This window comes from Candidatus Nitrosoglobus terrae, assembly GCF_002356115.1.
Taxonomy (GTDB): Bacteria; Pseudomonadota; Gammaproteobacteria; order Nitrosococcales; family Nitrosococcaceae; genus Nitrosoglobus; species Nitrosoglobus terrae.
The window spans coordinates 313,477-335,283 of the sequence record NZ_AP014836.1 but is presented as its reverse complement, the minus strand read 5'-3'; the positions used below and the strand labels follow the sequence as shown (position 1 = coordinate 335,283).

The following is a 21,807-nucleotide window of genomic DNA, read 5'->3' as shown; positions in this document are numbered from 1 at the left end:
GCTGGAGAAGCTCGGAATATTAAGGGGTCTTGGAAGGATATGGGAAGGATTGAAAGAATAGTTTAGGGCTTCCCCTCGGCACCAAAAATTATCTTAACCAAGAATAGATTCTGGTGCAACAAAACAATATCACTGACTTATTGCCCGCCTTTTAAGAATAAGTCCCACGAAAATATCTATAATTAGCCTAAATTAGTACTTGCATACCATCTTAACGAGTAATTAAAGCAAGTTAACCCTAGAAACAATCAGCATTGAAGAAATACAAAGGCCCACGCGACACTCCCGACGATGCGCAATGTAATGGTGCACGGAGCATGAGGGCGGAGAAGATAGATTGTTAACATTGGGTATCGTTTCTATCAAGCTAGGATGTAGCCACAACAAGACAGCCTTGCTACTCAACGATAGCTTGATAAGTCCAAGCAATCAATAGAGGCTCTGATGAAGCAGGAAAAGCGCAATAAGCATACTTGACAGAAGCCAAGTTGGTGAATGCATATAAGCCGGTAATTGCGACATGCGAGCAGTTAATAAATCTATCCTCTTTGATAGGCTTTATTTAAAAAATATAGATAAATAAAATTTTATAATCAAATACTTTCTAGCGGTTAATTCAGCATTTATTATGGCTTTTATGTGCCCTTCATAAATTTACAGGCTAGCTGCACAATAAATGGCACTATTGCTGGTCTCAGCAGCCGATAATCATAACCTTCCATGCGCCGCTTATTCTCTATTAGGCACAGCTCAAATAGCTCCTTTGGTTGGATATTGATACCCATCTGTTTGCTGCCAGTGACAGCAAAATTAGCATCTTGCATCTCACCTTGATCATCTAGGCCACGGACAATACTAATTCGCTCCCAAATTAAAAATACCCATACCGCGAAAGTTCGGATAAAAAATAAAGGGCGTTTCCACCACCGCAAGTTATGCCGATGCCAAGCAACCCAGTTAACGAAGAATAGAATATGACGCGCTTCTTCTTGCACCACTGGCTCAAAAATCTCCACTAGCTCGGCTGGGAAAAAGCCAAAACGCTTAGCAGATTCGAATAAACCAAAGGCAAAGAAGCTATCAATGCACTCACTATAACCCGTAACCAACCAAGCCCATTCAGCATCCTTTGGCGCAAGATAATCAGGCTCAGGCGCTATAAGAATATTATAAGCTACAACCAGCTGCCCTAACGCTATCTTATGCCGAGCCTCCTCGCTAGCGTCCATATCTAGCGCCGCCCGTAACAGCTTATCAGTTATAGTCTTAGCATAAGTGGCTACTCGAATTGAGGCACGTCCTTCAGTCTGTATAGCAATATCCCAAATTGGAATTTTAGCTACCTGCTCCATAACCTCAGGAGACAGCTTAGGCCACTTGATCTCTTCCGGTTTATAGGGATGATGGGTTTCCAAAAGGAAACGGCAGAACATTTGCTTATGAGCATCAGATCCCAGTTGAATCCTGCCCGACTGAGAATCCGACCAATTTCGCATTAAGTAATTGATGTTCTTATCAGATACTGAATACATAATGATAAATCAAGCAATCGTAAAACTAAGGGTGTGGTTCTAAACTGAGGGCATAAAAAAATAAAAGCACTTTTTAAACCACACCCAAGTAATTATTATTATCGCTTTTGCTGCTGTACGGCCTCTTTAAGAGTCTTACCCGGTTTGAAGACAGGCATATTCGTTGCTGGTATAGTAATTGCTTCTCCAGTTCGAGGGTGCCGGCCTGAACGAGATGCCCGCTTTTGTACAGAAAAAGAACCGAATCCTATTAGATTAACTGTTCCTTTTTTCTTTAAGGTCTCTGTAATTGTTTGAAGTAATGCGTTTACAGCGTGCTGAGCATCAGCTTGGGTGAGATTAGCCCCTGAAACAACAAAATTAACTAGCTCTGTCTTATTCATAAAGGATGCGCTCCTAGCGATTTAATAGTGCTTATTTTCCAGAAAATTGTGAATACGAGATCGGTCAACGCTAAAATAAATTTGCTTATATATTATTTTTAAGGGTAAAGCTAACCTTCTCCAACCCTGAGCTGCTTTTAAAATAATATCTTCCGTTTTTAACAGAGTACCTCAAATATCATCTACATAGGCAATAAATAAGAAGTCTAGCTATGTTAGCGATATAATAGACTCTAATTTTAATCTACTGACAATAATACTTATCCACCTCCTTTGAAATATACCTCTACGAAAGTGCACCGTAAAATTATAGAATATCAATAATATTACTTAGGTAAATCATGGATCGATTGCGGTTTAAAATATACAAGCACAAAACTATATTTTTATCTATTATTTAATTAGAACAACTGAAATCCATTATTTTTAGGGGGATACAATGCAGCTTACACAATATACAGACTATTCACTCCGAGTTTTAATTTACGTTAGCCTTCATGATAAACAACTCACTACAATTAATGAGATAGCAAATAGTTATGGTATCTCTCGAAACCATCTTGGAAAGATAGTGCATAATCTAGCAAATCTAAAGTATATTAGCACCACTCGTGGTAAAGGAGGGGGTATATGCTTAGCGTTGCCGCCAGAGAAAATTAACCTAGGAGAGGTAGTACGCAATACAGAAGGACGGTTTGAACTTGCTGAGTGTTTTAATAATAGCCATAATACCTGTCCTACTGCGTCTTGTTGTCAATTAAAAAACGTTTTCTGGGAAGCCCAACGTGCATTTATTGCAGTATTAGATCGTTATACGCTAGCTGACATCACTAAAAATAAAGATGATCTCTATTCTTCCCTGCGGATTGCGTGGTTTCCATCACGAGCTGCGAACAGCTAGCTATAAAATGTATATGGCCTAACAAATATTAATCTAATAATAAGAGGCATTATGCCCAACGCCATCTTATTCCAAATAAAATCTTGAGAGCCCAACTAACTGCCCAAACACTACCTAAAATTAATAAGATATAACCGAGGATCCTTTGATCCCCTAATAAATAGTTTGCGCACAAACGATCTGGAAGTACTATATAAAGCCAGCCCAGACGCATAAATGTAGCCCAGAACTCTAATTTCAATACGCCTTGGGCTATAGGAGGAAGCGAAGACCAGCTTAGATTAAATGCAGTACCAATAAATAACGGGATAACAAAAAACTTAGCAGCTTCAAAAACTGGCTCTGAAATAGCAGCATCCAATGCTCGAGGTAACATCCAATAAAACATAGTTATAACTACTAAAACCATGCCGGTAATACCCCACTGATTCCAAAGTGCGATTTTACGCGTAAGATCTTTGGAAAAACCTTGACCAAACCACCATCCCACAAACGCTAAGGCCGGTAGCTGTATTAGCATATGGGTTACCATACTGGACTCTAAAATGTGCCTTAAAGGTGGTAGAGCTAATAGTCCCCAAGCAAAAGAAGGAAAATACCGCTGGTATTTAACTTTCATCAATCCCCTCCTTTGAAAGCGCTAGAGATAAGTAATCTTGTAGCATGGAGTACTCCTCTACTCCAAAAATGGCCACTAGCTGGCCATGGGGATTAATAACATGATAGCCTGCAGAGTGTGTATAACCCCCCATTTTATCCGGTATTACTGTCACCTTAAAAAAATCTAGAATTTCTTTCCTTTCAGCGAGACTAGTTGGGCGTGCAGCAACCCAATGTTCACCATCACCTGAGAAATGGGAGAGATGGGTACGAAGCCGCTCTGGAGTATCATGCTCTGGATCAAAGCTAATACTTAATAGACGCAGTTTGTTATCATTAAGCGCCAATTCAAATTTTTTCTGAAGGCTTTGCAATTCACTACCTAACACTAAGCAGGCACTGGTGCAGCTAGTATAAATAAAGTCTACTACTGTATAATGATTGGCCCAATCGCTTAATGTCAATATTTTAGAATTTTGATCCTCTAGGTGCCAAATTGGAACTAGCTTTGGACGTTCCTGCACTTCTAAACGGCGTGCCGTCTCTGCAGTGAAGGCACGGCCACCATCCGTGCCTACCCACAATATCATTAAACCTGATATTCCTAAGAAAGTACTCAAAAACAAGGTCTTCATCGCTTAACCCTCTTAATTGAGCCTATTGAGTCTATTTCGCAATTCTAAATAATATTTATCTCTAATCTACCTCAAAATAACCTATGCTACATAGGAAGAAAATCATTTTAATACTTGAAGATTCTCCAAGCACTCGCTCTTAACTAATTAAGAACGAGGCTTGGATTTTCCTAACCTTAATTAATGAACAGCTGCAGGTACAGGTTCTGCTGCTTTTGGTAGTACGATAAGAACGCGTACAGTAAATAGTAAAAATCCAAATACTACTAATACTGCAGCTACAGCACCCAGCTGAGCATAGGGAATCCACTCATCCAAATGAACAGCCCAACGACGAGGAATACCATTAGATCCACTATTCAAGAAAACTAGGGATAACAGTAAAGCACCTCCTGCATAGCTATAAAAACCAAGTTTTTCAACTAAAGGAGGCTCTTTTTCCTGCGGGATGTTAAAGAGATAGAGAGTAAATCCTAAAATCATGGGTAATAAACCTAGCAGTAGATAAAAATGGAAATGGCCAGGTACCCATAAGGTATTATGTAAAACCTTGTTGAACGTTATCATGGAATCAAGAACTGCTGGGATACCCCCTGCTGCCCAGCCAAACATAGAAAGTATCAATAATTTAGCAGAAGTATTCCATTGAATCCCAGAACGGTACACAAGCATTAAAGCACCATAACCCGTAACTACCATCAACGGAATACCACTACCATAGGAAAGTACTTGACCAACGATCATTATCCATTTAGGCAAGGGGAAATCCATATATAGATGATGCGGGTAAACTGCCATCACCATAAAAACGATAGCAAACCAAGCAGCATAGAAGACCTTTGAAGTTTTATAGGGTCGACCCGTGTACTGGGGTAATAGCTCATAAACTGCTGATACCGAAGCGTACATAGCTGCATTGATAATTACGTGGCCAAAGAAATAAATTAGATTTTTGACTAGTAACGCATCAGGCTTGAATTCTGGGTTGTAAAGATTTATTAGCATTATCACCAACGCTACAGCCCCAGCGGCAATGCCAAGGAAATCAACGATAAGTACCATAGTCCCAACGACTACGGTTGTTGGATGATAAGGGTTTAAAGGCTCCTTACCAAATAACTGTGGTAATCCTAATGCTTGCCCAAAACTTCCATAACGAGAAAGAATAGCACGACCCCAGTCCAAATAGAGAATTAGAAATCCAGTACCAATAAGGAGCAAGCCAATTAGAAATCCCGCAGCAGCCCCTGTAGACCAAACACCAAGAGAAATACCTGGTAAGGGATATAGAAAAGTCCAAGCGCCCGCATATCCTCCAAGGAAAATAGATCCTAAAATTATGACTACGCCAGTCAGGAAAATAAAAAAATTAAGCCAAAATATCTTAGTGCTTAATTGTACATATTGACGTAGGAAATACCATAGTATGCCTGTTGAAGCAATCGCTGATGTACCAACTACACCAACTCCATGTACTGTCATAATCTGGTAGAACAAATCTGCTCCTACCGATGGCATTAGGGCACCCTGAGCGGCGCGCATCACGGCACCCCCTAACATCATTAATAAAAAAACCAGAAAACCAGTAATTAAATGAGCTTTTACTGCGATCAAAGCACCCCGATTCTCTGCGTCACTATAATGAATTTTGTCCACTGTTGCTTTACTCATAACTGCCTCACTGTTCTCTCCTTATACTCCATAAGCTTAGCTCTCTTTTACGTTCAACTCGCCTATCATGCCATGGTGTGCTACTCCGCAATACTCCAAGCAGAGAATGCGGTATTTACCCGGTTGAGTAAATGTATAAACCAATTTATTAGTGTAACCTGGCATCGCTTGAACTTGAGCAACTAGCTCCAGCTTCTCATTATAGACACCAAAGCCATGGTTGACATCGCCGGTAGTTACTTGAAACACTACAGGCTTATCTATAACAACGGTATCAGAACTCATGACCCAGTACCACTGATGGCCACTAACATCGATTATCTGATCGCCCTTATCGCTATAATTTTCAGTCTGGGAAGGAAGAGGAAATGGCTTTAACGTTATTATGAGTAATGTAACCCATAAAATTATTAGGAAAATAAACCACTTACCACGAACCCCATACCATGCTTTACTAAAAGATGAATATTCCTCCTTTACCTTAGAGTTGCTGATAACAAAATAAAACACCCCAATGAGTGATATTACGCTAATGAGTGTTATATACCACGCGGCTGACTGCATTGTATTTATCCTTTTCTCATAGACTTACTAAAAGTATAGAACTTAAAACATATATTTTAAATAATTCTTTGTCAACAAAAGCAGGAGAACATTCTAATGCACTCCCCTGAAGTTTCATAGTTTAACTTAATAATTACTATAAATATTGCCTCTTAATTTATTAATTATTAATTAGCAAAAACCTACAAAACCCCTTAAAGTAAACACTAATCTAGCTATCTAATAAAGATTAGCAAAAAAAATTATAAACTCTAAGTTAGTATTAGCCGAGTAATACTAATTTATATTTACAGCTAGGAAATTAGCTTGGTCAGAGCGAGGTCATTATACAGGTTACTAGACTCAAGCTAAGTTGACATCCTTCCCACCGTAAGAATGTTCATAGCGGCAAGGTCTCTGTCGTGATGCGCGCCACACTCAGCGCATGCGCATTCTCTTATTCCGAGTATTCCGAGCCCTATTACCGTCGTTAATACAACCACAGCGCGGACAGGACTGAGTAGTATAGGCTTCGTTGACCTCTACAAACGCGGCTTGCATCACTTTCAATTTATAATCAAGCTGCATAACCAACCTGAATCCAAAACAGACTACGCTATTTTAGTTTTCATAAGGTGAGAACTGCTGACATTGCCGATAACAATTAAAGTATTATTTTTAACTATTTTGGTGGCGAATTTGTGAATAGCATCCTTGCGCTTATTTATCGCCATTACTGCAATATCCTAAATCAATACCAATTTGTCCAGTAGCAAGCGAAGAGTTTATAGAGGCCTCAACCACCATATTGAAATACTATCAATCACGGATATTTTGAGAGAAAGATCCAGATCTGAACTTGTAGTTTGATAAGTCGTAGGAATCCCACACCTGAAAGTAGTATCCGGTAAAATAAAATGGTAATCACTTCTTGAGCAGTGGCAGACATGGATAATCATTCCGCGTTCCAAACCTGATTGACTTCAAAAGCTATAGGCTCAAGGATTGGTTGGTGTTTATCCTTGACTCTGACTTTCAATGTCATGACTGATATAACTACACAATATAACGTGTATTGACAACAAGGCTATTTATTATATTAATGCAAGTCAGATACCAAATGGTTATCCTGCAATGGCTGAAAGATGCTACAGAGCAAGAAGCCAAGAAAAAAGATATTTCGCTTCCGAGTACATCAAAGACTTAATCAAGCACGATATTGAACTACAAAACTACCCTACATCTCCCACCTAAAGAAAGAGGCTTTAGGCAATTGGTAAAATAAAGAGAAAATTTTGCTAGAAAACCAAAAATGTCAAGCGAACCAGCCTTATATTGGAGCTTGCTGCTAAATTAACCTTTATCGATAGCTTTCTGTTTTTGTACCATTTGCAAGTGCTTTAACCATTGTGCGGCTTGTTTACTATAGTTCGGTGATTCTTTAGCCAACTCTAGCGCCTTAACCGCATCAGTAAACCGCCCTTGCTCATATCTTATTTGCCCTAAAAGAAGGCGCGCCTGTGCCAGATCATCTAATCCTCCTTTGCTTAAAGCTTGCTCAAAAGCTGCACCCGCTTTATCCCATTGCTGCAATTGAATGAAAAGTTGCCCACGCCTTATATCCATTGTCCCATCCTTGCGTAATTTCCCCGATTCACTAAAAGCATCGGCTGCTTTCTTCCATTCGCGAGCAGAAAGCCACGCATTAGCCAAGTTCTCCCAGTTTTTAGCGCTAACTTCAATAGTATGAGCCTTTAAACCTTGATCCAAAATTTGTGCTGCTTTATAGGGAACATCAAGATAGCGGTAAAAATCAGCTAAACGAATTAACTCTTTATCTTTAAGTTGCTTCACATGCGCTGTTAATGCCTGCACTGCTAAAGCTTGCTGTTCTTTACTCATTTCCATATAAATCGTTGCTAGCTGCTGCCAGTATTGCTCCTTTTCTGGAAACAGACCAATTAGAGTCCCAAGCACTTGAGCTGCATCATTATATTGCTTTAGCTCTAAACGGGCAGCCAAATGCAGTTGGTACCAAGATTCTTGAGGATCCTTAGCAAGATCAATAGCAGCTATAATGTGAGGTACAGTTTGATTATATTGCTCTAAATAGTAATAAGCACTGGCTGCCAATACATGAGCCTCCGCCCGAGGAGTTTCTACTTCCTTAAGCCAGACTTCTAAAAGTCGAGCAGCTTTAGCATACTGCTCTGTAGCCATGTAAAGCTGCGCTAAACTATAGCGTACATCACGGATAACCTGTGCAGGTAAAGAGTTCAAATTAAGACTAGCCTCAAAAGCCTGAATTGCTTTTGGATAATCTTCCATAGAAGCATAAACGTATCCCGAATTCTGTAGGACTACCGCCTGCTCATAAATTTTAGTTTTACTCGTTCCTTTAACTCGCTCTTGTAGCGCTTTAAGCTGTACAATAGCAGAAACATACTGTTGCTTATCTAAAAGCTCATGGACTGCGCTTAAAGTTTTATACGTAGAGGGAGTTAACAGATATTGATCGCTAGCTTTAGCATTTACCGCTAGTGCTCCTCCTAAAATTAAGAGAAACGCACTTCTCAATACAGCGGTAAAAAAGAAATTGTCCTGTGCTACCGAAGAATTTTTAAACCGCCCTAGCTGATGGGTTATCATATAATATACCATTTGCAACTTCCTCACCTCTCTAGCTTAAATTCAATCTTCTGCGTTGCTCGCTGCTCTACCATTTGCCCATCCACCTGTTTAGATTTAAACTTCCAGCGCCTAACAGCTTGCAATGCAGCTGCATCAAAAACTCCTAGAGGACGGGAATCAATTATCTCTGGATCGCGAACTGAACCCTCTTTAGTAACAATAAACGCTACTGTCACTACTCCTTCAAGACCACGGTGCGCAGCTTGGCTTGGGTATTGGGGAGGAACGCGCATCAAAGGTATCAAATCTCCTTCTCCTACTGAGATTATATTAGATCCTGAATTAACTCCGGCCATCTCCCCATAATTCCCTAAATAAGGCCCCGTGCTCTTAAAATCGAGAGGAAGATCAATGTTAGGCATCATCTTAGGAGATGGATTTAATGATTTAGGCGGAGAAGGCTGGATCTGATTTGCTACCATAGAGGGGGGCTGCTTCGGTGGAATAATTTTTTTAGGTAGCTGACGCTCTTTCAAGCGGGGTGGATCCTGTTCATGTTTTAAGCGTACAAAATCCACTACTGTAATAGGCCTAATTTTCTTTGCTCCACCTTGCTGTCCAGCTACCATAAACGCCATCAGCAAAAATAGCCCTAGATTAACCAGCCCAGCCGCAATAAAAGCAACTGCATACCTACTGCTGTGGAGTTGCAGCAATAGAGACATCACTCACTCCTGCTAATCGCACTTGATCCATAATTTCAATGACTAACCCCGTTTTCGAATCCTTATCAGCCACAATAACAACTGATCCTTCCGGGTTCTCAGCTTCTATACGTTCCACATTAGCTCGTATCGTACGAATATCAACCTGACGTTTATCTATCCAAATTTCGTTATTGGCGCGGACAACAATAAAAGTATTGCTTCGCTCCTTGCTTACGGCTGTTTTTGCCGAGGGGCGATTAACTTCAACCCCAGATTCCTTAGTAAAGGAAGTTGTAGCAATAAAAAAAATTAATAGAATAAACACCATATCAATCATAGGAGTAAGATTAATACTTACTCCACTTTGATGCTGACTATGTCGTCGCCGTCTCATTAGCTCTACTCACTTACCGTAATAAATCCATGGCTTGCTCAATAGCTCGCTTCACCTGATGATCCAAGTTAGCGCTAAAATAAAGTCCAGATAGAGCCGTTACTAACCCAGCCATAGTGGTAATTAACGCAACAGAAATACCTCCAGCAAAACCACGAGTATTACCAGCACCAGATACTGACATTGAATCAAATACTTGAATCATTCCAATAACCGTACCGAGTAAACCCAGCATAGGAAGTGTGGCGGTTAAGGCTTTGATTAGTAATAAAAATTGGCGCAAATGGCTAGAAATCTCTGCTATCATCCCTTCTCGAATACGATGAGCATACCAAGATCGATGCTCTGTTCGTTGCTGCCACATCGCTATCAATTGCTGCATACGAATAGGATGAAGTACAAATAAAAAATAATACCGTTCAATAATTAGCATCCACATGAAAAAAGAGGCAATGAGAATAAACCAGAGAATTTCTCCCCCTTGCTCTAATAACCATTCAATGCGAAATAACCCATCAGAAAACATCCGCTTCTCGCTTCTCTAACAGTCCTTGTTTCTTTTCCGCTAACCAAGCTACGATAGCCGCGCTCTCCTCATCCAGTATTTGAATTAAACGATTACTCTTACCAGAAAGGGCGCTATGAATTAGCAGGATAGGAATAGCGACCATTAATCCTATTACTGTGGTGACTAAAGCCTCAGAAATACCTGCAGACATCAGCTTAGGATCACTCGTTCCAAACATTGTGATCGCTTGGAAAGTCTTGATCATACCAGTTACTGTTCCCAAAAGACCGAGTAATGGTGCAACATCCGCTAAGATTGCCAAAGTGGGTAATCCTCGCTCAAGCTGAGGCATTTCCTTTAAAATCGCCTCATCTAGCTTAAGATTTAAAGCCTCTATGTCCTCTTCCTTATTACCTGTATAGACGCTTAATACTCGACCTAGTGGGTTATCTTCGTTTGGAATCTCCTCATGGCGCTGGGCATCAATACGTCGACCTATAGTAAAGAGATAGATAAACCGCTGCAATGCAATCAGTAGCGCAACCACCCCCAAGGCTATAGTGAAATAGCCTATCCATCCTCCCTGGTCAATTCGCTCTCGTAAACTAGGACTTTGTACCAGTAAAGAAAGAATAGCGCCACGGCTTGGATCTATTGCCATGGAGACAATTGCCCCACTCCCCGCTTTTTCGAATTCAGCTGCTGCTTTTAGAAACCGAGAAGCAGGCTGTCGATTAAGCTCCACTAGCCCAGCAACAGGCTCAGAAAGATAACGTAAATACTTTCCTTCAGAAATGGCCGTAAAAGTACCGACTCGGGAAACCTGCTGTTTTTTAACTTCCCCTCCTACCGTAATTACAGAGGCTGAAAAAGTCTCTATTTTTCCCGATTCTGTCATTTGCTCCTGTAAACTTAACCATAAGCGCTGTAGATCTTCGATATTAGGTAGTTTATTACTTTCTGCAATGGTAGAAAGTACAGCAACCCGATCTGGGAACTCTGCCAATACCAAAGAGTTACTCACCGTAGGCAGTAAATCGTGAGCTGTTTGCCGAGCTACGCTAAAAAGCTCTCCTAAGGATCCAGATAGATCTTTAAGCTCTGTTTGCTTTTCTGCTAACACCTTTTCATTTTTCTCAAAGGTTCCTTTTAGTACCTTTGAGCGCTGCTCTTCTGCTTGGAGATCTGCATTTGCCTTTCTCAATAGCTCCTTCTGCTTATCTCTAGCCGCAAGAAAATTAGCTTCTCGATCAGCATTCAAACGCTGCTCTTGAACACTATCCTGACGAACCTGCTCTAAAAGCTGATCTAAAGTTTCTGGCGATCCAATTCCCCAAGAGCTTACTGGAGTCCCTAATAGGAATAGGGTAACTCCGAAGGTTGATAAGACCCACCAAAACATATTCCTGTTCTTCTTTGTCATTGCTCTCTCACAGTCGGTCCCTGTATAGGCAATAGCAGCAGATCTGGCGGGGTCTGCTTACGTGCAATCAGAAGCCCCTTGGCTATGGTTGCTCGATAGCGATCTGGTAAAACTATCCAACCCCGAGTATGGGCATCCCAGCTACCACAAGCCTTATCATCAAGAGTATGAAAGAACAGAGCGGCTCGCCCAATTCGAAGAAAATCCACTGTTCTAGGCTCTTCATTCATTGTTAACGTACCTGGGTACGCTTCAATAGTCTGTCCATATTCTACTTCCACTTGATAGGCTTCTATAAGACGTCGATATTTCTCCGAGAGAGGTACATCAGCGCGATCCATGAGCAATTTAAGCTGCTCAATGCGATCTTGTCGCTCTTTTGGGAGGAAAGGGATATCTAATGCCACAAACTGGTCCAAAGAGGAAACCATGCGCAGCATTAACGGCACAATCTCTCGCTGAGTGATTTCAACATCGGTAAGCTGTTGCTGAAGGGAAGTAAACTCTTCTTTTTGAGAGCGAATTAACTTCTCAAGCTGCCGGTTATAGGTTTGGAGACTATCAAGCTGAGCCGTGACCTGGCGGTATTCTCCCAAAAGCTTAGTGGTCTCTCCAGATAGGATATCAATCTTATGCTGCGATTTGGTTGCGGCCTGATCGGTTTTAATCTGAATATTGATAGCTTCATCTAAGGGTGCCCCCACGACCCTAACAGCAACCCCAGCGCTGAAGGCTAACAATACATAAAAGCTTATCTTCACTATCTCATGAGGCATAAGCCTTCTTTTTTAACCTCTCAACTTAAAATGCATTTTCTCTACCCTATCTAAAAGATGGAAGCTAACATTATCGTTGCCATTACTAAAATAAAATATATAGATGGGATAAGTATGGCTTAGTAATCAACATTCTTATCAGTCTAATGTAAATATTAATAATTCGCAATCACTATGTTAGTCCCTATTAACTTTATACAAAAAACTTAGCTATATGGCCTACTCTCTACCTAAAGCAGTTAGTAAGGTAGAGAGATCTAGCTGCTTACTCCATAGCCCGTAAACTTCTCAAGTTGGCACGAACCAAAGTACCAAATGGGTTTGCCTTGCTCATCATGGGTAAACGTACCCATGAATACCGTGCCATTTTAAGTTTCAATACTTAATACATTACCTGAGTTTTGAGGATCTCACTACTAACCATTTTCCGATGTTAAGCCATAAGCAGCGTTATTAATAGAAAAAATAAAACCTAATAATCCTAGTATAATTTTATTGTGACTCCTTATCTCAAAATTTAAAATCCATTTAAAAGAAGTCGTAAATCTAGGCAGAAGAGTAGATAAGGATTAAAGCCGCCTTAAGCCTTATCCAGTAAATAAATGATAAACCTCGTATTAAAGCTATTTAAATAACTTTTTTCACCAGTAAACAGAATAACTCCCTCATTTTCGCCTTAGACTTTCATCTTTTCTAATAAAACCCATACGTACCCCTACTATTCAAACGCTCGCCTGCACTTTACATCTCAATCATCTCAAAATCATCCTTTCTAGTACCACACTCGGGGCAAATCCAAGTTTCAGGAACATCTTCCCATTTAGTACCTGGAGCAATACCATCTTCAGGCCAACCCTCAGCTTCATCATAAATAAAGCCACAAATAATACACATATAACGTTTCATAGATTATTCTCTGTAATTCTTGAAAAATATAAACTTATTGTACGGTTTTTAATATTTGAAAATCAGATCCTAGCCAAAGGTATTGGTTAATTTTGAAACTAACCTATTATATAATCTGCCAAAGATTATGAAGTATTCAATATCTGGTCTTTATGCTATTGCTGACACTACCCTCTTATCTTCTAAGGATTTAGGCAGTGCCGTTTCCTTGGCTCTACTCGGCGGTGCTAATCTAATTCAATATCGAGATAAAAGCCAAGAAACTCATCGACGCTACCAAGAGGCTACCTCCTTACAACAGATCTGCCGTCAACACGGTGTCCCCTTAATTATTAATGATGATATCACTCTAGCAGCCAAGATTGGTGCCGATGGTATCCATCTGGGAGCAGACGACCCTTCGCTTGTTTTAGCTCGACAGATATTAGGGGACAAGGCTATTATTGGCGTATCTTGTTATAATGAGCTATCACGGGCAATTATAGCTGAGCAAAAAGGCGCTGACTATATCGCTTTTGGTCGATTTTTTCCTTCTAAAACCAAGCCAGAGCCCATTTACGCTTCCATTGATTTACTACAACAAGCGCGTAAAATTTTACATACACCTATTGTAGCTATTGGCGGCATTACACCGCAGAACGCCCTTCCTATTATTGAGGCTGGAGCCGATGCTATTGCTGTTATTGGTGGCCTCTTTAGAAGTCCAAATATTCGGGCGGCAGCTACAGCCTACAAGCGATTATTCTCAAGCCAATACTTACCTAGATAACAGCTTCATCTTTAGCCATACCATGAACGAGAATAGTTATATTATTGAGGTTACTGAACCCAATTTCATTGATAAAGTTTTAGAAAAATCCCATCAAATCCCTGTTTTAGTGGATTTCTGGGCAGCTTGGTGCCAGCCTTGCCAAATGCTGATGCCACTCCTACAACAATTAGCTGAGATATACCAAGGAAAATTTTGGCTCGCTAAAGTTAATACCGATAAGGAGCAGACCTTAGCCCTACAATATAAAGTACGTAGCTTACCCACCTTAAAATTATTTCATAAAGGCAAAATTGCTGAAGAACTTGTAGGTTTACAGCCACAGTCCGTACTTCGCGCGGTTATCGATCGATATATCATTCACAAATCCGATCTACTCATAGCGCAAGCCCAAGTCGCTTGGGAATCTGGGCAACAAGAGCAAAGCCTCGATTTATTGCATCAAGCCATAAAAATAGAATCAGGGAATTATCGCGCCTCGTTAGCATTAGCCGAAACTTTCATTAAACAAGAAAAAACCCTTGAAGCTGAACAAATTCTAAAGGCATTGCCCTTAGAAGTGCGAGAAACAGCACTTGCTAATGGTATGTTGGCAAAAATTAAATTTATTACCATTACCGAAAACGCTCCAAGCATCCCTCAGTTAACACAGCGTATTGAGATAAATCCTGAAGACTCAGAGACCCGTTACCTGCTTGGCGCCTTACAAGTTCTGTCTGAAGACTACCCAAATGCGTTAGATCAGTTTATCGAGCTACTTAAGCGCGACCGAAAATATAAAGATGATAGCGCCCGTAAAGCATTGCTAGCCATTTTCAACCTGCTCGGCGCTGAACACGAGCTAGTTACTCGCTACCGCCGGCAAATGTTTCGCTATCTGCACTGAGTCAAGTTAGCATTTTTTTAATCAGCTACGGCCTATGAAAAAATCGTACATCCTATTATTGCTGACCACTACTTTAATGGCTGGAAATGGCCAGGCAAAAGAGAGCGCAGATCTACAAGAAACTACAGCTAAAGAGTCTACTACCCCAGAAATTACCGAGATTAAACCTCATCCCATTATAGGTGCACGTGAACGGCAGTGGATAGCAATCCTAGGGTCAAACTTTGCGCCTGATTCTAGCGTTATTCTTTATCTTAAATCGCGTACTTTTCCAATACCTACCGAACGTACTCAATTTATAAGCAATAAAGAGCTTAGCATCTACGCTAATGTCTCTGTGAGGTCTTCTACATGGACAGCACAGGTCATTAACCACAGAGAACAGGCTTCCAAAAAATTTAGCTTTAAGGTGATCTCTCCAGATTTAGAGGCAAACATTCAACAAAACCAAGAAAAACCACAAGAACAGGATCGCAAAACTGAAGTAGTAATCTTAGATAAAAAAGTGGCGGAGGTTAATGAACACATAACCCAAGCCACTGCTGAAGGATCAAAACGAGAGACGGAAAAAAAAGAACAACAGGAAAAACTAAAGGAGCAAGAACGAAAAACTGAAGCAGCGATCCTAGATAAAAAAGCAGAGGAGACCAATGAAAAAATAACCCAAGCTCAAAAAATCGCCGAAGAATCAAAACTAGAAGCAGAAAAAGCCGCTAATGAAAAAACAACAGCCCAAAAAGAAATAGAAAAGAAAGAGCAAGAAGCCAAGGCCGCTAAAATACAGGTAGAAGTTGCCAAAGCCGTGGCTCAAACCACGGGCGATAAATCTGCTGAAGAAAAGGCCCAAAAATTAGCCAATAAAGCCAAACAGCTTGAAGAATCCGTGGCTACAGAAAGAAAAAACCTAGAAGCTGCTGAAAAAAGGGAGCAAGAAGCACAAAAAAGATCTGTTACTAATAAAGCTGAAATTGAAGCACTTCGAAAAGAGCTGTCTGAGCTAAAAAAACGAAGGGCTGAGAAACGCACGCTTATTGAAAAGCTTACTGATATCACTTGGATTATTTTAGCTGGCTTCATTGTTTGGTTTCTGAAACGGATGGCAGTCAAGAAATTTGAGCGCACCACAGCGGAAAAGGATGAAGTAGAAGAAGGAAGTTCTCGGCTCAGAACCTTAGTGCTATTGCTCAATTGGCTGGGCACTATTTTAATTGTGATGACCGCTTTTTATCTTATGCTTGCTGAGTTTGGCATTAATATGGCCCCTGTTTTTGCCAGCTTAGGAATTGCAGGTCTTGCCCTAAGTTTTGGCGGTCAGTATCTCATTCGAGATATCATCAATGGCGTTTTTATTCTCATAGAAGGGCAATACAACATTAATGATGTCATTCAGATTGGCGATTTTTCCGGATTCGTAGAAAGCATCAATTTACGCCGTACTCAATTACGTGATGTTCAAGGCCGAGCTATCTATATCCCTAATGGGGAAATTAAAACCGTCATTAATTTCACTAAAGGGTATGGACGCGCTATGGTGGATATTGGGGTACCCTTCAAAGAGAACATCGATCAGGTCATGGAAGTGATGGAAGAAATCATGAAAGAAATGCGGCAAGTACCCAAATATGAGCGATTCATTAAGAGCTTTGAAATACTTGGGGTAGAGAGCCTTAAAAAATCAGAAATTATTATCCGCTGTCGCTTTAAAACCGCTTCCCATAAGCAATGGATAGTAGCGCGGGAATATCGACGGCGAGTGAAAAATCGTTTCGAAGAACTGAATATTGAAATGTCATAAAACTTAAGTAGCCTGCTTCATCACCCACCGCTAAAACAATCTGTAAAATAAAATGACATCTAATCTGTCAATATTTTTAACATTTCTGGATCTTGAAAATAGATATTAAATCTGTTATGGCTCCACAACTCATAAATATTTGAAACTAATAGAAATATTAGTACTAAACTCCCTTAAGAAAGACACCCTTAAGCCCTGATATCCTCAGGGTTTTTATATTGCTACTGTCATTATTTTTTACAATTCCCACCGCACTGAATACTCAAGGAAAATCATATCTATTTGTAATTATAAGTAAATACTTATTGTATTTAGTATATAAATATATTATTTTTATAATTGCTTTAGATATTTAGTTGCAATGACAACTACGCCTAATGCTCAGTAGTGAAGGTGAAAATAGAAGTTACCAGCTAACAGTTGATTCTATTACATAATTATGTGAAGCGGATCACGGATCTTTTTTCCTTTCCATAGTAACGTGAGCCCTATTTCTTTATAAAATAAAACAAAATCACCTTTAGCGCTTATTGTGTCTTACAAAAAGGTTACTGTAGGAAAATGGACATAGATAAAATAAATAAAAAAAATGCTGAAAATATTGCGACCCAATTAATTCCTGAGTCGGAGTTGCGACCCACCTCTGTCACAGAGGTTATAAATCTGCCCTCTTTTTATGAAAAAATATTGGCATTCGAAAAGATTCTTGAAACTCCATTCGGAGAGATCGCCCAAGAATCTAGAGACACGCTGATCATGCGTCGTTTACAGCAAATAGTTAATACTTTAACACTGAATTCGTCTTGGAAGGACCGAATCGGTCAATCGGGGCTTGATAAAGCCCCGCGTAATTTCGAGGAATGGCAACAATTGCCGCTTTCCGATAAAACCTTGGTCAGCAATTATTTCACAGGTCAGCGGCCGGGGATGATTGTACCTTTGAGTCACGGTGGTTTTGAAATCATTGCGAGCGGTGGAACCAGCAGCGGTACACCTGCTGAAACGGTTTATTCGCTCCGGGAGTTATGGGATACCTACAAAATCGCTGGTGATTTCATGGGTCGCTATGTACTGACCGATTACCTGAAAGGAATTGAGCCAAAATGGATGATCACGAGTTTGGCTGATTACCAGATGTGGAGTAGCGGAACCATGGTTGGAGGCGTATTGCAGCATATTCCGGGTATTAACTACATCGCTGCCGGCCCGATCATGAAGGAAGTCTTTCAGCATGTGATGTCTTATCGCGGGCCAAAGGCTTTCATGGGGATATCGCGTGGAATTGCGATATTGACCGATTTGGGTTTTGATATGAGCGATGAAGCCAGAAACACTTTCCGTGTTGCGCTGTACGGCAGTGGAGTATTACCGCAACGTAAACGCGAAGAGCTCAAGTCTCTTTACCCAAACTTAGCCATTATGAGTTATTTCGCCGCAACAGAGGCTGAAACTATTGGGGTGCAATTAAGCCCAGTTTCGTATTTGGCTGCCGTTCCTGGGTTACATTTCATTGAAATCGTTGACGATAATGGTAAATGGGTTGACGAAGGCCAAGAAGGCGAGCTTGTAGTTACTCGATTGCATGCGCACGAAGCACCTGTTCTGCGATTTAAGCTTGGCGATCGGATGATTCGCCGGCCAAATTTAGATGAGCCTAGATTGAAGACTCAGCAGTTCGAATTTTCTGGCCGCTCCGGCGACATAATCCATCTAGGCGACACACAATATATGGCGATACGAGCCTATGAGTCGCTATGCCGAGAGCTGAATAAATTCGGGATTTTCGATTTAGAGGCTGCTGCCCATGAAATCCAATTCTTCAATGATCGTCGCGCTCAACGTCTAACATTTATCGCTGTGGTTGATGAGATTTCAGATTTACGCACCCAAATCGAATACCGGCTTGGCACCGAAGGAGTCAAACGTTTGTTTATGGAGGCGTTAATCAGTTCATTATCAATGTTTAACCGTGGCGAAGCTAACGTTCATTACTTAGAAAAAACTGGCTATCAATTCGAAATTCGCCTTGTTAACCATCTGTCACCAGAGATTTATCGCACCTCACTCGGAAAAACCCCTTTATTGCGGGATACTTTTTAGAGAGACACATTATGATAGCAACACATAAAATTGCTCAGCGCATGAATGAAATTCCGTTTTCTAGTGTTAGACGGATTTTCGAACGAGCCAATAGTTTGGAGCGGCAAGGTGAATCAGTGATTCATCTTGATGTTGGACAACCGGATTTTGATACGCCCAACCATATCAAGGAAGCAGCGCGTAACGCCATGTATGATGGAAAAAATCATTACACGTCGAATTACGGCATTATTCCGCTGCGCCAAGCGATTGCACAAAAGCTTGAGCGCGAAAATCGGCTAACCTTCGATCCTGTAAATGAAATAATTGTAACTGCTGGTGTTTCCAGCGGTATCATGACCACTATGATGGCTTTACTCAATCCAGGAGATGAAGTATTGATTTCAGAGCCATTGTTTCCAAGCTATGTGATGGCGGCTCGTATGGCTGGCGCAATCCCAGTTACGGTACCCACTCTCCTTGAAAACGCTTATCAGCCGCTTCAATCTGATTTAGAGCCGCTGTTAAATGCGAAAACGCGTATGTTAGTAATTACAACACCGACTAATCCAACCGGAGCGATTCTAAGTAAAACTCAATTGCAAGAATTGGCCAGTTTCTCAATCAAACACGATTTGATCGTGATGTCTGATGAAATTTACGAAAAACTAGTCTACGAAGATTACTCACACATCAGCATCGCGAGCTTGCCCGGCATGCGTGATCGAACTGTGATCCTAAACGGATTTTCAAAAAGCTATGCGATGACTGGATGGCGCTTGGGTTATGTCGCTGCCCCTGCCGAACTGATTCAGGCAATAGTTAGGGTCCATCAGTATTCAGTAGTTTGCGCAAACTCAGTTGCACAATGGGGCGCTGTTGCAGCATTGGATGGCCCACAGACCAACGTCGCATGCATGGTCTCGGAATTTGATCAACGTCGCAGATTAGTGGTTAATCTCCTGCAAGAAATTCCCGAAATTTCCTTTATTTACCCGCAGGGTGCCCTGTATGTGTATGTCGATGTCTCGAATATTTCTGAAAGCGCCTATCAATTGGCAGAGGAATTGTTGGAGCACACACGCGTCGCAGTAGTGCCATGGGACAGCAAGCACATTCGTGTTTCTTACACCAATCATTATAAGAATCTGCAAATTGCGTTAGCGCGTATTCAAGGGTTTTTGGATAAAACTAGACAAAGATCGGCAGCCTAATTACGCGACGTGATTCTACCTATTTTCTCGGCACGAGAATAAGCCTATCGGGAGCGCATCTATTTATAGTGCTTGTTGAAATGGCCTTTAAAACGAACAGGAGCGGAGTATGAAATCGAAAATCAACATATTTTGTATGGTGGATGTGATTGAACTGCTTTCAATCGGCGCACCTAGCAGTAGCGATGCCGACAAAGGCATGATATGCATGATGGATAATAGCCCTTTCGGAAGCCTGAATCAGGGCACCCTTAATTTGATTACCTTGTGCCAACCTGGACAAACGATTCACTGGCACATCGTGGCTGTGGATTTACAAACTCCAGTGGAAATCCGCAGTATCACTTTTTTGAAACCTAATCCGGATGATAATGCGCCAATTAATCAAACCAATCCGAGTAGTACCAAATTATATTTGAATGTATGGGAAGGAATTGTACCGTATTGCATAGATTACGGAGTTGAATACAAATATCGATTAGAGCTTCAGATGTATGAGGGAAAAAACTCTCTGCTACATATCGATACCCCGGCCTTGCGATGCGTTTAATCCTCATGTAAGCCCAACCGAATCAGTACTCGTCATGTTTGGTCCATGGTTTTCAATTAGATTAATAACTATTAAAGAGGAAAAGTTATGAGTCAGCAGCTTGGCATTATTGCAATGGTTGATATCGAATGCGCCATAAAAGAGAAGTCTCTGCAGGGCAATATCTATTTTTTCGACAACATGAAATTACAGGGTTCTGAAGGCCAAGGTACCGGAAAATTGGTTTCAGCAATTAATGGCACTCATTTTTGCGATGGCTCTCAAGCCGACGAGCAAATATTGAATTGGTTGGCCTACGGCCTAGACTCACTTCCCCCAAGTGTCCCGAAATCTTATTTATCAGATCGAGCCAAACATACTGATGCCCAAGGAATCGAAAAATTACAGAACTTGATCATTAATAATGGAAAAGTCAACGGTACAGAGAGTACAAGCGAAAAACTAGAAAAAGCAAAAAAAATATTCGGCATATCGACCAAGGGGCACAAGACTAACAGCCGGTTTGGCAAAATCAAGCTAATGGATATAACCGGTGAGCTGATTACTGACTTATCGGATCAAACGGCTAAGATCAGCTCAATGACCCCAATTATCACGGATATTACGGGGGAGGCAGTGGAAAAAAACGTTATCTATCCGGCGGCCTACGGCTCTCCAGACACGGTTACGGACGGTTGGTATTGGGCGGCTTCAGTTGATTCGTCTAAACAGGGAATATACGCCTATACGATGCATATTCAATTGCATGATTTTGATAAAGAGCAGCATACTTGGACTCCGATTAACTTAACTCACGATGCCTATATCCGGGTCTCCGACGAACCGAAAATCAATGGATTTACTGGAGCCGGCATCGGGTTTCTACCAATGTTATAAATAATTTCGACCTTTTGGAAGATTAGAT

General features: G+C 40.9%; 22 protein-coding genes. 8 read left to right on the top strand and 14 right to left on the bottom strand.

Annotated features, from left to right (window positions below; translation table 11 throughout):
• Positions 1 to 635: 635 nt before the first annotated feature.
• Both TAO_RS01620 and TAO_RS01615 read right to left on the bottom strand, forming a co-directional pair.
• A complete protein-coding gene (locus tag TAO_RS01620; RefSeq protein WP_197702500.1) occupies positions 636 to 1,496 on the bottom strand; it encodes a hypothetical protein in 861 nt (286 codons plus the stop codon).
• Positions 1,497 to 1,630: 134 nt separating this feature from the next.
• Positions 1,631 to 1,915 (bottom strand): HU family DNA-binding protein, encoded by a 285-nt coding sequence (locus TAO_RS01615; RefSeq protein ID WP_096526314.1) that lies wholly within the window; start codon positions 1,913 to 1,915, stop codon positions 1,631 to 1,633.
• A 439-nt stretch (positions 1,916 to 2,354) separates the two neighbouring features.
• Between TAO_RS01615 and TAO_RS01610 the strand changes: the two genes are divergently transcribed.
• Positions 2,355 to 2,816: an RrF2 family transcriptional regulator gene (locus TAO_RS01610; RefSeq protein ID WP_096526313.1), complete on the top strand. Its 462-nt coding sequence runs from the start codon at positions 2,355 to 2,357 to the stop codon at positions 2,814 to 2,816.
• Positions 2,817 to 2,865: 49 nt separating this feature from the next.
• Here the strand turns inward: TAO_RS01610 and TAO_RS01605 are convergent, their stop codons facing one another.
• The 12 genes from TAO_RS01605 to TAO_RS01550 form a co-directional block, all read right to left on the bottom strand.
• A complete protein-coding gene (locus TAO_RS01605) occupies positions 2,866 to 3,435 on the bottom strand; it encodes a hypothetical protein (RefSeq protein ID WP_096526312.1) in 570 nt (189 codons plus the stop codon).
• Positions 3,425 to 4,051, bottom strand: a complete 627-nt coding sequence (locus TAO_RS01600; RefSeq protein WP_096526311.1) for an SCO family protein — start codon at positions 4,049 to 4,051, stop codon at positions 3,425 to 3,427. The genes TAO_RS01605 and TAO_RS01600 overlap by 11 nt, the downstream gene beginning before the upstream one ends.
• Before the next feature lie 180 nt (positions 4,052 to 4,231).
• On the bottom strand, positions 4,232 to 5,722 hold the full coding sequence (locus tag TAO_RS01595) for a cbb3-type cytochrome c oxidase subunit I (protein WP_096526310.1): 1,491 nt from the start codon (positions 5,720 to 5,722) through the stop codon (positions 4,232 to 4,234).
• Positions 5,723 to 5,758: 36 nt separating this feature from the next.
• Positions 5,759 to 6,286: a cupredoxin domain-containing protein gene (locus TAO_RS01590; RefSeq protein ID WP_096526309.1), complete on the bottom strand. Its 528-nt coding sequence runs from the start codon at positions 6,284 to 6,286 to the stop codon at positions 5,759 to 5,761.
• 417 nt (positions 6,287 to 6,703) lie between these two features.
• On the bottom strand, positions 6,704 to 6,826 hold the full coding sequence (locus TAO_RS09840) for a transposase (RefSeq protein ID WP_231910541.1): 123 nt from the start codon (positions 6,824 to 6,826) through the stop codon (positions 6,704 to 6,706).
• A 792-nt stretch (positions 6,827 to 7,618) separates the two neighbouring features.
• Positions 7,619 to 8,926: a tetratricopeptide repeat protein gene (locus TAO_RS01580; protein WP_231910540.1), complete on the bottom strand. Its 1,308-nt coding sequence runs from the start codon at positions 8,924 to 8,926 to the stop codon at positions 7,619 to 7,621.
• An 11-nt stretch (positions 8,927 to 8,937) separates the two neighbouring features.
• A complete protein-coding gene (locus TAO_RS01575) occupies positions 8,938 to 9,621 on the bottom strand; it encodes an energy transducer TonB (protein WP_096526308.1) in 684 nt (227 codons plus the stop codon).
• Positions 9,590 to 9,997: an ExbD/TolR family protein gene (locus TAO_RS01570; RefSeq protein WP_096526307.1), complete on the bottom strand. Its 408-nt coding sequence runs from the start codon at positions 9,995 to 9,997 to the stop codon at positions 9,590 to 9,592. Before TAO_RS01570 ends, TAO_RS01575 begins: the two co-directional genes overlap by 32 nt.
• A gap of 13 nt (positions 9,998 to 10,010) precedes the next feature.
• Positions 10,011 to 10,523, bottom strand: coding sequence for a MotA/TolQ/ExbB proton channel family protein (locus tag TAO_RS01565; protein ID WP_096526306.1), 513 nt, complete (start codon positions 10,521 to 10,523; stop codon positions 10,011 to 10,013).
• The gene (locus TAO_RS01560; protein ID WP_231910539.1) at positions 10,513 to 11,907 is read right to left on the bottom strand and encodes a MotA/TolQ/ExbB proton channel family protein; all 1,395 of its coding nucleotides are present in this window, start codon (positions 11,905 to 11,907) and stop codon (positions 10,513 to 10,515) included. Before TAO_RS01560 ends, TAO_RS01565 begins: the two co-directional genes overlap by 11 nt.
• A gap of 17 nt (positions 11,908 to 11,924) precedes the next feature.
• Positions 11,925 to 12,704 carry a DUF3450 domain-containing protein gene (locus TAO_RS01555; protein WP_096526304.1) on the bottom strand — a complete coding sequence of 260 codons (780 nt, stop codon included), beginning with the start codon at positions 12,702 to 12,704 and terminating at the stop codon, positions 11,925 to 11,927.
• 741 nt (positions 12,705 to 13,445) lie between these two features.
• Positions 13,446 to 13,610: a rubredoxin gene (locus TAO_RS01550; RefSeq protein ID WP_096526303.1), complete on the bottom strand. Its 165-nt coding sequence runs from the start codon at positions 13,608 to 13,610 to the stop codon at positions 13,446 to 13,448.
• Positions 13,611 to 13,737: 127 nt separating this feature from the next.
• Between TAO_RS01550 and thiE the strand changes: the two genes are divergently transcribed.
• The 7 genes from thiE (at position 13,738) to TAO_RS01515 (ending at position 21,779) form a co-directional block, all read left to right on the top strand.
• Positions 13,738 to 14,379 (top strand): thiamine phosphate synthase, encoded by a 642-nt coding sequence (gene thiE / locus TAO_RS01545; protein ID WP_096527705.1) that lies wholly within the window; start codon positions 13,738 to 13,740, stop codon positions 14,377 to 14,379.
• Positions 14,279 to 15,265: a thioredoxin gene (gene trxA, locus TAO_RS01540; protein WP_231910538.1), complete on the top strand. Its 987-nt coding sequence runs from the start codon at positions 14,279 to 14,281 to the stop codon at positions 15,263 to 15,265. The genes thiE and trxA overlap by 101 nt, the downstream gene beginning before the upstream one ends.
• 34 nt (positions 15,266 to 15,299) lie before the next feature.
• Positions 15,300 to 17,060, top strand: coding sequence for a mechanosensitive ion channel family protein (locus TAO_RS01535; RefSeq protein ID WP_096526301.1), 1,761 nt, complete (start codon positions 15,300 to 15,302; stop codon positions 17,058 to 17,060).
• A gap of 561 nt (positions 17,061 to 17,621) precedes the next feature.
• Entirely contained in the window at positions 17,622 to 19,160 is a 1,539-nt protein-coding gene (locus tag TAO_RS01530) for a phenylacetate--CoA ligase family protein (protein WP_096526300.1), read from the top strand.
• Between the two features lie 11 nt (positions 19,161 to 19,171).
• A complete protein-coding gene (locus TAO_RS01525; RefSeq protein WP_096526299.1) occupies positions 19,172 to 20,353 on the top strand; it encodes a pyridoxal phosphate-dependent aminotransferase in 1,182 nt (393 codons plus the stop codon).
• 109 nt (positions 20,354 to 20,462) lie between these two features.
• Positions 20,463 to 20,903 (top strand): hypothetical protein, encoded by a 441-nt coding sequence (locus tag TAO_RS01520; RefSeq protein WP_096526298.1) that lies wholly within the window; start codon positions 20,463 to 20,465, stop codon positions 20,901 to 20,903.
• Positions 20,904 to 21,083: 180 nt separating this feature from the next.
• On the top strand, positions 21,084 to 21,779 hold the full coding sequence (locus tag TAO_RS01515; protein WP_172419038.1) for a hypothetical protein: 696 nt from the start codon (positions 21,084 to 21,086) through the stop codon (positions 21,777 to 21,779).
• Positions 21,780 to 21,807: the final 28 nt, after the last annotated feature.